6 protein-coding genes and 1 tRNA gene are annotated in these 11,265 nt (G+C 74.8%); all 7 read right to left on the bottom strand.

What is annotated here, in order from left to right:
- Nucleotides 1-160 precede the first annotated feature (160 nt).
- On the bottom strand, nt 161-2,785 hold the full coding sequence (locus AB0C76_RS40355) for a ComEC/Rec2 family competence protein (protein WP_359975460.1): 2,625 nt from the start codon (nt 2,783-2,785) through the stop codon (nt 161-163).
- A 42-nt stretch (nt 2,786-2,827) separates the two neighbouring features.
- Nucleotides 2,828-3,826 carry a ComEA family DNA-binding protein gene (locus AB0C76_RS40350; protein ID WP_359975457.1) on the bottom strand — a complete coding sequence of 333 codons (999 nt, stop codon included), beginning with the start codon at nt 3,824-3,826 and terminating at the stop codon, nt 2,828-2,830.
- A gap of 143 nt (nt 3,827-3,969) precedes the next feature.
- Nucleotides 3,970-4,833 carry a DegV family protein gene (locus AB0C76_RS40345; protein ID WP_359975454.1) on the bottom strand — a complete coding sequence of 288 codons (864 nt, stop codon included), beginning with the start codon at nt 4,831-4,833 and terminating at the stop codon, nt 3,970-3,972.
- Between the two features lie 156 nt (nt 4,834-4,989).
- The gene (locus AB0C76_RS40340; protein WP_359975451.1) at nt 4,990-5,802 is read right to left on the bottom strand and encodes a hypothetical protein; all 813 of its coding nucleotides are present in this window, start codon (nt 5,800-5,802) and stop codon (nt 4,990-4,992) included.
- 411 nt (nt 5,803-6,213) lie between these two features.
- Nucleotides 6,214-9,114 (bottom strand): leucine--tRNA ligase, encoded by a 2,901-nt coding sequence (gene leuS, locus AB0C76_RS40335; RefSeq protein WP_359975448.1) that lies wholly within the window; start codon nt 9,112-9,114, stop codon nt 6,214-6,216.
- A gap of 308 nt (nt 9,115-9,422) precedes the next feature.
- Nucleotides 9,423-10,727 carry a hypothetical protein gene (locus tag AB0C76_RS40330; protein ID WP_359975444.1) on the bottom strand — a complete coding sequence of 435 codons (1,305 nt, stop codon included), beginning with the start codon at nt 10,725-10,727 and terminating at the stop codon, nt 9,423-9,425.
- Nucleotides 10,728-10,895: 168 nt separating this feature from the next.
- Nucleotides 10,896-10,968: transfer RNA gene (locus AB0C76_RS40325), tRNA-Ala, on the bottom strand.
- Between the last annotated feature and the right edge of the window lie 297 nt (nt 10,969-11,265).

Raw genomic sequence — 11,265 nt, 5'->3', positions numbered from 1 at the left:
CACGCCTCGGGCTGCTCGGCGAGCACGGCGAGGCGGGCGCGGGCGTCGGCGCTGCGCTTGGTGTCGTGGGTGGAGAGCACGGTCCTCCTCCCCCACCCCATCCCCCAGACCCCTGACCCACCACCCCGGGGGATGGAAGGAGAGCGAGGAAGGCGGGCCGTCAGATCGGCGGGGCCCGCGGGGCCCGCGGGGCCCGACCGATCCGGGACCCGGCCGAGTCGGCCGGCTCGGCCGTGCCGTGGGCGCCCGCCTTGTGCGCTCCGTGCGCGCTCTGCGGGTGCACGGCCACGCCGAGGGTGTCCGGGGAATCGCCCGTGACGGCGATGTCCCCCGACCGATCGGTGCGCAGCACCGTCGCGCCGAGCCCGCGCAACCGGTCCACCGTCCGCGGGGACGGGTGCCCGTACGAGTTGCCCTCGCCGCACGAGATCAGCGCCAGCCTCGGCCGCAGCGCGTCGACCAGGTCCCAGTACTGATGCGCGGACCCGTGGTGCGCCACCTTCAGGACGTCCGCGTGCCCCAGCCGCCCTGACAACGCAGCCTGCGCAGGGGGCTCCAGATCGCCCAGCAACGCCATCCGCACCCCGCCGCCCACCGTCACCACCATGGCGACGCTCGCATTGTTGGCACCCGACGCCTCGACGTCCGTGCCCGTACCCGGCCAGACCACCTCCCACGCCAACTGCGCTCCCGCCGAGCGATGTTCGCCCCGCCTGGCGCGCATCAGGGGCACGCCCGCGCCGGCCGCCCACCTCGCCACCCGGGCCGCCTCGCCCGGGGGATCGTCCAGCGCGGTGCTCTCGATCGCGCCGACACTGCGTCCCCGCAGCACTCCGGGCACGCCCTCGACGTGGTCAGCGTGAAAGTGCGTCACCAACAGCAGCGGCACACCTGTAATGCCGAGGTCCCGCAGGCACCGGTCGGCCGCGTTCGGATCCGGCCCCGCGTCGACCACCACCGCACTGCCCGGCGCATCCGCCCGCAGCACCAGCATGTCCCCCTGCCCGATGTCGCACATCACCATCCGCCACCCGGGCGGCGGCCAGCCCGTGGCGATCCGGCTCAGCGTCGGTGGGCGCAGCAGAACCGTCATCAGGACCACCAGCAGCACGCCGGTCACCAGCGCCCGTACCCATCGCCGGCTGGGAGGACGCGCGCCGGGCTCCGCCCGCCGGGGCAGCAGCAACGGCGCCGCCCAACAGGCCGCCAGCGTGGCCAGCCCGACCGTCGCGACCCCGAACCACCCTCCCGGCCACGCCAGTTGTCCGCCGGGCAGCTCGGCGCCGCGCCGCGCCACCAGGGCCAGCCAGCTGGCCGGCACTCCGGCCGGCTCCGCGAGCAGCCGGGCCAGTGCCGGGGAGAGCGGCTGCAGCACGAGCACCCCGAAGCCGAGCAGCGTCGCCGGGGCCACCGCCAGCTCGGCCAGCAGGTTGCACGGGATCGCGACCAGGCTGACGTGCCCGGACAGCACCACCGTCACCGGCGTGCACAGTGCCTGGGCCCCCGCCGTCGCCGCGAGGGCGCCCGCCAGGTGGTGCGGCCAGCGCCGGGACCGCAGCGCCTCGGCCCAGTGCGGCCCGAGGACGAGCAGCCCCGCGGTGGCGAGCACGGAGAGCAGGAAGCCGTACGACCGCGCCAGATAGGGATCCAGCAGCACCAGGAGCAGCACCGCCCCGGCGAGCGCGGGCACGGCCTGCCGGGGCCGGCCGGTGGCCAGCGCGAGCATGCCGATCAGGCCCGTCCCCGCTGCCCGCAGCACGCTGGGCTCAGGTCGGCAGATCGTGACGAAGGCCAGTGTGAGCGCCGTCCCGAGCAGGGCGCTGGTGCGGAGCGAGAGGCCCAGCAGCGCCGCGAGTCCGCGTCGTTCGGGCGTGCCCGCCTGCCCCGGGGCGCCCAGCAGGACGCCGAGGACGATCGCCAGGTTGGCTCCGCTCACGGCCACCAGGTGCACCAGATCGGTGGCGCGGAAGGCGTCCAGGAGGTCGTCGGAGAGCCGCGAGGTGTCCCCGACGACGAGCCCGGGCAGCAGCCCCCGCGCGTCCGGCGGGAGCCCGGCGCTCGCCGTCCGCAGTCCCTCGCGCAGCCGCCCGGCGATCCGCTGCGGCAGGCTCGGCGGAGCGAGCAGCCGGGGCTCGCCCCGGGCCACCAGCAGCGCCGCGGCCTCCGTGTCGTACCCCTCGCCCGCCGGCCTGACCTCGGCCTCCACCGCGAGCCGGGTGGACGGGAGCAGCCCTTGCCACGGGCCGGCGTCCTGGCCCCGCACCATCACCGTGACCGGTGTCCGGGTCCGGACGGCCCGCTCCTCGGAGACGGTGACGCGGTCCACCACGGCGTCCAGCGTGAGCACGGACTGCCCGCCGGTCGTACCGCCCCGGAACGCATGGGACGTGGGATCGCCCACGACGGTCATCTCGACCGCCACTCCCCGGACCGGCTCGCCCGGCGGACGCGGCGGCCCGTGCTCGGCCGCCCGGGCGAGATCCGGCAATGGCCCGCGGTGCAGGTCGGCGGTGTGCAGGAGGGTCGCGGAGGCCGACGCCGCACCGGTGAGCAGGACCGCGGCCAGCGTCGTCGCCGCGCCTCCCCGGCGCAGCGCTCCCGGCCGGGCGAGCATCACGGCACCCGCGACAGCGCCCGTGCCGGCGAGCCAGAAGAACACGGCGTCGTGCCCCGGCGCCCGTCCCAGGAGCGCCGCCGCGACCACCCAAGCGGCGACCGCCGGGAGCGACAGCCGGAAGTCGGTGCGGGCGGTGTGAACGGACGAGGTCTGGTCGGTGGCGGACACGGCGGTACCTCCCTTCGGCGGGACGGGCTGGTGGACGGGACGTCAGAGGGTGAGCAGCGGACGGAGTTCCGCGTACGTCCGCGCGCCGATCCCGCTGACCTGCCGGAGCTGGTCGAGCGTGCGGAACGAGCCGTGCGACGTGCGGAACGCGAGGATGCGCTGGGCGAGGGTCGGTCCGACACCGGGCAGGGTGTCGAGCTGTTCGAGGGTGGCCCGGTTGAGGCTGACCGACTGCCTGGACGGGACGACCGACGGCGGCCCCGGGCCGGGTCCGGCGGCGACGCCGGCGTCCGTGCCGGGCGGGGGCGCCGGTTCGCCGACGCGGATCTGCTCGCCGTCCGTCAGCACCCGGGCCAGGTTGAGGCTCCGGGTGTCCGTCTCCGGTAGCGGACCTCCCGCCACCCGGAGGGCGTCGGCCACGCGCGAGCCGCCGGGCAGCGTGTGCAGCCCTGGCGTGTGGACCCGGCCTCCGACGTCCACGACGACGACGGGCTCGACGGCAGGCGGCGCCGCCCCGGGCGGACCGCCCTGGGCACCTGTCTCGGACGTCCCGGACGGGAGCGGTTGCGTCGACGTCACAGACGCCCCTGAGCCCGCCGTCAGCGCCGGCACCGCGACCGCCTGCGGCCGGGCCAGCCAGAAGTGCTGCACGGCGTACCCGACCGCGAACAGCAGCAGGACGGCCAGGCCCACCACCGCCCGCCGGTCCAGGACCACCGCCGGCCCGAACCGGAACGGCGCCCGGTGCACACCCTCCGGCGGCTCCACCGGATCGAGCCCGCCCCGAGGCTCGCCCCGGAGCTCGCCCGCGGGCACGCCCACCGTGCCGACACTCGAAGCGGGCTCCGCGGGCGGCGGTCCCGTGGTCACCGCCTCTTCGGCCCCCGCACCGGCCCCCGCGCCGACAGCCGCACGCGCAGGGGCTTCTGCCGCAGTCGTCACCGGCAACGCGCCCGCCCCCGGCAACACAGCCGCCATCCGCGCCCGGACGGCCTCGTCGATCTCGTGGCGCTTCGCCGCGCCCAGGCCCATGCTCGTCATGCGGAGCACGCTAGGAGTCCGCGATCGAACGCGCGGACATTACCGAAAGCCTGTGGACAACACGGGAGTTGTGGATAAATCGGCTAGCTCGGAAGAGTGATGGCGCACCCGTCGGATTGACCAGCGCCCCGCACCGCCCGCCCCTACGCCGCCGGGGAGACCACCACGGGCGACACCACCACCGCCAGCAGCCCCGGCCCGACGTGCGCCCCGATCACGGCTCCCACCTCGCCGACGTACAGCTCCCGCAGCCCCGGCACCCGCCCCCGCAGCCGTTCCGCGAGCGGCTCCGCCCGGTCCTCCGCCGCCAGGTGGTGCACGGTGATGTCGACCGGCCCGTCCCCGGAGCGCTCCACCGCGATCTCCTCCAGCCGCGCGATCGCCCGCGAGGCCGTCCGCACCTTCTCCAGCGGCTCGATCCGCCCGCCGTCCAGGTGCAGCAGCGGCTTGACCGCCAGCGCCGAACCGAGCAGCGCCCGTGCCGCGCCGATCCGGCCGCCGCGCCGCAGGTGTTCCAGGGTGTCGACGTAGAAGAAGCCGCTGGTCCCGCCCGCCCGCCGGGTCGCGGCGCCGGCCGCACCGGCCAGGTCCTCCCCCGCCGCGATGGCCTCGGCCGCCGCCAGCACCCCGTACCCGAGGGCCATGCCCACGAGCCGGCTGTCGACCACCTCCACCGGGACGGGCGCCTCGGCCGCCGCCAGCCGGGCGGCCTCCACCGTGCCGGAGAGCTCGCCCGAGATGTGCACCGAGACGATGCCCCGGGCCCCGGCCTCGGCCGCCGCGCGGTAGGCCGCGGCGAAGGACTCGGGGTTCGGCCGGGATGTGGTCACCCGCTGCTTGCCGCGCAGCGCCTCGGCGACGTCCTTCGGCGAGATCTCGACGCCCTCGGCGAGGACCGCGTCGCCGACCGCGACGCTCAGCGGGACCACCGTGATCCCGTACCGGTCGAGGGCCTCCTGCGGCAGATAGGCCGTGGAATCCGTGACAAGGGCGAGGTCGGAGGGCATGAGGCGGAGGTTACTCCCCGTTCGGCCGGGATGACAGCGCCCGCCGTCCGGCACCCGCGCGGCACTGCGGCGGCACTCGAACGGCCCCGCACCGACTCGAACGGCAGCCCCGCCCGGCGGCGCCGACCGCCGTCGGCGTTCGGCGCCGCCACCGGATCAGCCCGCCGAGGGACCGGCCGAGGGCCCCGCGGACGGCTTCCGCAGCCGGTGCGCGATCTTGGCCAGCGGGTCGCCGAGCCCGAGCAGGTCCTCGGCACTCAGCCGCCCCTTCCCGTCGGTGAGCCCGGCCCGGGGAGCCGACGCCCGCCCGGACGCCCCCGCCGAACCTGCCGAAGCCGAACCAGGACCAGGACCAGGACCAGCACCAGCACCCGACGAAGAACCAGCGGCAGAACCACCGAACCGCCCCGCCCCCGCACTGTCCCAGTGCCGCAGCGCCCCCGCCTCGCTCTCGCACTCCTGGCTGAGCCGGCTCAGCTCGTCCTCCGCGAAGCGGTGCATCCGGTCCTGCGCCGCCCAGCGCATGGTCTCCGCGGAGTGGGTGATCCGCTCCGCGCGTTCCCGCAGCTGGGGCAGCTTGGCCGCGATCCGCCCGGTGTCGGGCTCGCGCTCCAGCGCGCGCAGTTCGCCGTCGAGTTCGGCCGCGTGGGCGTCCAGCCGGGTCAGCAGGGCGAGCGCCTCGCCGAGCTGGCCGTCCTGGGCGCGGCCGAACTCCAGGACCTGGCGGGTGCCGTCGAGCGAGGTGCGCAGGCCCAGCCGGACGGCGGCGATCTGCCCAGGCGGGCCGGGCTTGGCGAAGGTCTTGGCCTTGAGCGTGGCCTTCTCGACCGCGCGCCGGGCGTTGGCCTCGTGGCGCTCGACCTTGGCGGCGACGGCCTTGGCCGCCTTGACGGTGCCGACGACGGCCAGCACGACCATCGCGATCCCGATGAGCAGGGCCAGTCCGAGCATCACGCCGAGCACGTCCATCACGAGCCACCTTCCGCCACCGGGCCGACCGCCGCCGGTCCGCCCCCCACCGATTGACCCCCGGGCCAACACGAACCCCGCCGAGGATTCCACGGTAGCCGCCTGGCCGGTCCCGGGGGCAGGCCGAACGGGCCCGGATGCCCGAGATCAGGGACAGATCGGGGATTCCCCGGAAGGCCCGCGCGCCACTCCGGAAGGCCGCGCCCCATCCTGAACCGGGCCCCGCCCCACCCCGGAGGGCCCGCACCCCGCCCCGAGCCCCGGGCCCCGAGCCCCAGGCCCCAGGCCCCGAGCCCTGAACCCCGAGCCCCGAGCCCCGGGCCCCGAGCCCCGAGCCCCGACGAGAACGGGCGGGCGCCCCGAAGGACGCCCGCCCGTACGAGCACGGACTCGGGAGAGCCCCTCAGCCCGTCACCCCGTGACGATGTTGACCAGCTTCGGCGCCCGCGCGATCACCTTGCGCACCGGAGCGTCCCCGATCGCCGCGACGACCGCCGGGTCGGCCAGGGCCAGCGCCTCCAGCTCGGCGTCCGAGATCGTCGGCGCGACCTCCAGCCGGGCCTTGACCTTGCCCTTGATCTGCACGACGCAGGTCACGGCCTCGTCGACGACGTACGCCGGGTCGGCGACCGGGTAGTCGGCGTGCGCCAGCGAGTCGCCGTGGCCCAGCCGGCGCCACAGCTCCTCCGCGACGTGCGGGGCCAGCGGCGCGACCAGCAGCACCAGCTGCTCGGCGACGGCCCGCGGCGTGGAGCCGCGCTTGACCAGGTGGTTGTTCAGCTCGATGGCCTTGGCCACGGCGGTGTTGAAGCGCAGCCCGGCCATGTCGCCGCGGATGCCGTCGATCGCCTTGTGCAGCACGCGCAGCGTGGCCTCGTCGGGCTGCTCGTCGGTGACGACCAGCTCGCCGGTGGACTCCGAGACGACGTTGCGCCACAGCCGCTGCAGGAAGCGGTACGAGCCGATGACGGCGCGGGTGTCCCACGGGCGGGAGACGTCCAGCGGGCCCATCGACATCTCGTACAGCCGCAGCGTGTCGGCGCCGTACTCGTCGGCGATGTCGTCGGGGGCGACGGCGTTCTTCAGGGACTTGCCCATCTTGCCGGCCTCGCGCTTGACCGGCTCGCCCTGCCAGAAGTACTTGCCGTCGCGCTCCTCGATCTCGGCGGCGGGCACCGGGAAGCCGCGCTCGTCGCGGTAGACGTCGGCGGTGATCATGCCCTGGTTGAACAGCTTGTGGAACGGCTCGACGGACGAGACGTGGCCCAGGTCGTGCAGCACCTTGTGCCAGAAGCGCGCGTACAGCAGGTGCAGCACCGCGTGCTCGGCGCCGCCGACGTACAGGTCGGCGCCGCCGGCCGGCTTGGTGGCCGTCGGGCCCAGCCAGTAGCGCTCGTTGGCCGGGTCGACGACGGCCTCGCCGTTCGACGGGTCGACGTAACGCAGCTCGTACCAGCACGAACCCGCCCAGTTGGGCATGGTGTTGGTCTCGCGGCGGTAGCGCTTGGGCCCGTCGCCCAGGTCCAGCTCGACGTTGACCCAGTCCTCGTTGCGGGACAGCGGGGTCTTGGGCGAGGAGGTGGAGTCGTACGGGTCGTAGGTGTGCGGCGAGTAGTCCTCGACCTCGGGCACCTCGACCGGCAGCATCGACTCGGGCAGCGCGTGCATCACGCCGTCCTCGTCGTAGACGATCGGGAAGGGCTCGCCCCAGTACCGCTGGCGGCTGAACAGCCAGTCGCGCAGGCGGTAGTTGACGGTGCCCTCGCCGATGCCGCGCTCGGCCAGCCAGGCGGTGGCGGCGGCCTTGGCGGCGACGACGCTCAGCCCGTCCAGGGACAGGTCTCCCTGTTCCCGGGCGGAGTTGACGATGACGGAGTCGTACGTGTCGAACGCGTCGTCCCAGGTCGACGGGTCCTCGCCGCGCCCGTCGGTGGGCTTGACGACGCAGCGCATCGGCAGCGCGAAGGCGCGGGCGAAGGCGAAGTCGCGGTGGTCGTGGGCGGGGACGGCCATGATGGCGCCGGTGCCGTAGCCCATCAGCACGTAGTCGGCGATGAAGACCGGGACGGGCTGTCCGCTGACCGGGTTGACGGCGTGGGCGCCGGTGAAGACGCCGGTCTTGACCTTGGCCTCGACCTGCCGCTCGACGTCCGACTTGGCGGCCGCGGCGGCGCGGTAGGCGGCGACGGCCTCGGCGGGGGTCGCGGCGCCGCCGGTCCACTCGGCGGGAACGCCGGCGGGCCACTCGGCGGGCACGATGGTGTCGACCAGGCCGTGCTCGGGGGCCAGGACCATGTAGGTGGCGCCGAACAGGGTGTCGGGGCGGGTGGTGAAGACGGTGATCCTCTCGCCCGCGCCCTCGCCCTCACCGATCGCGAAGTCGACCCGGGCGCCCTCGGAGCGCCCGATCCAGTTGCGCTGCTGCAGCTTGATGGCCTCGGGCCAGTCCAGCAGGTCCAGGTCGGCGATCAGCCGGTCGGAGTAGGCGGTGATCCGCATCATCCACTGGCGCAGGTTGGACTTGAACACCGGGAAGTTGCCGCGCTCGGAGCGGCCGTCCGCGGTGACCTCCTCGTTGGCCAGCACGGTGCCCAGGCCGGGGCACCAGTTGACCGGCACCTCCTTGGCGTAGGCCAGGCGGTACTCGCCCAGGACCTCGTCGCGCTCGGCGGCCGACAGCTGCGACCAGACGCGGCCGCCCGGCACCTCGCGCGAGCCGGACTCGAAGGCGGCGACCAGCTCGGCGATCGGGCGGGCCTTGCCGGCGGCCTCGTCGTACCAGGAGTTGAAGATCTGCAGGAAGATCCACTGGGTCCAGCGGTAGTACTCCGGGTCGATCGTGGAGATCGAGCGGCGCGGGTCGTGGCCCAGGCCCAGCCGGCGCAGCTGCTGGCGCATGTTGGCGATGTTGGCCTCGGTGGAGACCCGCGGGTGGGTGCCGGTCTGCACCGCGTACTGCTCGGCGGGCAGGCCGAAGGCGTCGTAGCCCAGCGTGTGCAGCACGTTGTGGCCGGTCATCCGCTGGTAGCGGGCGTAGACGTCGGTGGCGATGTAGCCCAGCGGGTGGCCGACGTGCAGACCCGCGCCCGAGGGGTACGGGAACATGTCCATGATGAAGCTGTGCGGCTTCGCGGCGACGTCGCCCGCAGCCGGGTCGGCCAGGTCGCCGGCCGGGTTGGGAGCGTTGAAGGTGCCTTCCTTCTCCCAGATGTCCTGCCAGCGGGACTCGATCTCCGCCGCCAGCGCGGCGCTGTACCGGAACGGCTCGGTCGCGGGCTCGGCCGCGCCGGACGCAGGGGTCGTCTCGCTCATGGTCCTTCAAGCTCCATCGATGTCAGTTGGCGAACCGCGCACGTGAACCACCGCGCACGTGAACCGTGCAGGGGGCCGTGTTCGTGGACCGGACGCGGGGACCGGGCACGTGCACCCCGGACGCGGCGGGCCGGGTACCGGAAGACCCCGGACCGGACCGGAAACGGGGCGGAAAACAAAAAAGCCCCTCGCAGGAGGGGACGCCACGCCGACTCCGGCACCGCCCGAGGGCGCAGCCGGTCCTGGTCAGCGCGGCCGGCTAAGGAGCAGGCGCACGGTTCGCATGGGCTCAGGGTACCGCAAGCGGGTCAGCGCGCTCCCGGGGATGCCGCGCGCCCGGCCGCGTCGAAGTCGCGCAGCGCCCGCGCGACCCGCTCGGACTGCATGCCGGAGGCGAGCGTGCGGGCCGCGGCGGCGGTGCGGGCGGCCTCCCGCTGGTCGCCGAGGCGGCGGTGGGTCTCGGCCAGCCGGACCATGAGCAGCGCCTTCGCCCGGGCCCGGCCGGGGCCGAGGCCGGCGACGGCCTCGGCGAGCAGCGTCTTGGCCCTGCGGTGGTCACCGAGGAACAGCCGGCCCTCGCCCACCATGCCGGCGAGGTCGGCGCGGGCCTCCTCGGTGCCGGGCAGTCCTTCGAGTTCGGCGAAGGCCCGGTCGGCGGCCCCGGCGGCCTCCTCGGCCAGGCCGCGGCGCCCGTAGGCGCGGGAGATCCGGGCGAGCTGGCGGGCCCGGCCGGGGGCGCCGAGGGCGTGGCCGTGCGCGTCGAGGGCGGTGGTGAGCGCGGCGACGGCGTCCAGTCCGCGCCCGCCCGAGCCCTGGGTGGCGAGCACGACGAGGCCGCCGAGCACGAAGACGCCGAGCCGGGCGTCGCCGCTGACGTGGGCGGCGCGCAGCGCGGCGACGAACGCCCGCTGGGCGGCGGCGTCGTGGCCGAGGTCGTAGGCGGCCCAGCCGGCCAGCCGGGCGAGCCGGCTGGCCTGGCCGTAGAGGTCGCGGCCGAGCCGTTCGTCGTAGGCGCCGAGTTCCAGGAGCTTGGCCACCATGGCGAGTTCGGCGCGGCAGGGGCCGAGGACGAGGCCGCCGCCGCAGGAGCGTTCCAGCCGCTGCTTGCTGCGGTAGGAGAGGCTGAGTTCGCCGACGAGTCCGGGGTCGACGCGCAGCGCGCCCTCGCCGCCGCCGACGGGCGGGGGCGGGGAGGAGAGCCGTTCGGCGGCCTGGTCGAGGTCGGCGCTGCGGAAGAAGTCGGTGAGGCGGACGGGCCCGGCGTCGGTGGCGGCCTCGCGCAGGGCGGTCTGGGCGGTGTCGGCGGTCCACGGGTCGGTGAGCAGCCTCGGCGAGAGGATCTTGGCGCCGCGGTGGCCGCCCATGCGGCCCCAGAGCTGCTCGTAGGTGACGGCCATGCCGAGCGTGCGGCTGAGCACCTCGCACACGGTCTGGTCGTGCGGGCTGCGCGGCACCATGCCCCGGTCGCGCCACTTGTAGGGGGCGGTGGAGCTGATGGCCAGGCCGGACGGCAGGGCGAGGTTCACCTCACGGGCGAGCCGCTCCGGACTCCAGCCGAGCTGGTGCAGTATCCGGGCCAGTTCCTCGTTCCGCCTTCGCTCCAGATCGGCCATGGCACGACGGTAGCGGTCCTTCCGGGTCCCGTGCCGGTGGCATGCACAGTCGAGTGGCGTACGGCGGGGCGCACGAAGCCTGAACGGCTGGGCCCGCAGCGGCGGAACGGCGAGGCCCGCAACGGCCGAGGGCCGCTTCCCGGTTCGGGAAGCGGCCCTCGACTTCTGTGGAGCTATGGGGAATTGAACCCCAGACCTCTTGCATGCCATGCAAGCGCTCTACCAACTGAGCTATAGCCCCTTGACCTGCGATGTCACCGGGGTTTCCGTGCGGTTTCCCTCGGCGACATCGACTACTTTACACGCTCCCCGGGGTGCTCCCCTAATCCGTTTCCGCAGCGCCCCCGGGCGGGCCGGATGACGGCACGTCCGCGACACGCGGGCCCGGCAACGGCGACCACGGCCATCCCGGCGACCCCGGGAAACCGGCGACCCCGGGAAACACGAGAGGCCGCCACCCGGTGGGTGGCGGCCTCTCGGCGACTGTGGAGCTATGGGGAATTGAACCCCAGACCTCTTGCATGCCATGCAAGCGCTC

Source organism: Kitasatospora sp. NPDC048722 (genome assembly GCF_040650235.1).
GTDB lineage: Bacteria > Actinomycetota > Actinomycetes > Streptomycetales > Streptomycetaceae > Kitasatospora.
The sequence above is the reverse complement of the archived record's forward strand: the minus strand, read 5'-3'. Positions and strand labels throughout refer to the sequence as shown.

Coding starts and splice junctions, on each gene's coding strand:
- AB0C76_RS40350 (WP_359975457.1), bottom strand. CDS start 3,826: ATGACGAGCATGGGCCTGGGCGCGGCGAAGCGCCACGAGATCGACGAG.
- AB0C76_RS40345 (WP_359975454.1), bottom strand. CDS start 4,833: ATGCCCTCCGACCTCGCCCTTGTCACGGATTCCACGGCCTATCTGCCG.
- AB0C76_RS40340 (WP_359975451.1), bottom strand. CDS start 5,802: ATGGACGTGCTCGGCGTGATGCTCGGACTGGCCCTGCTCATCGGGATC.
- leuS (WP_359975448.1), bottom strand. CDS start 9,114: ATGAGCGAGACGACCCCTGCGTCCGGCGCGGCCGAGCCCGCGACCGAG.
- AB0C76_RS40330 (WP_359975444.1), bottom strand. CDS start 10,727: ATGGCCGATCTGGAGCGAAGGCGGAACGAGGAACTGGCCCGGATACTG.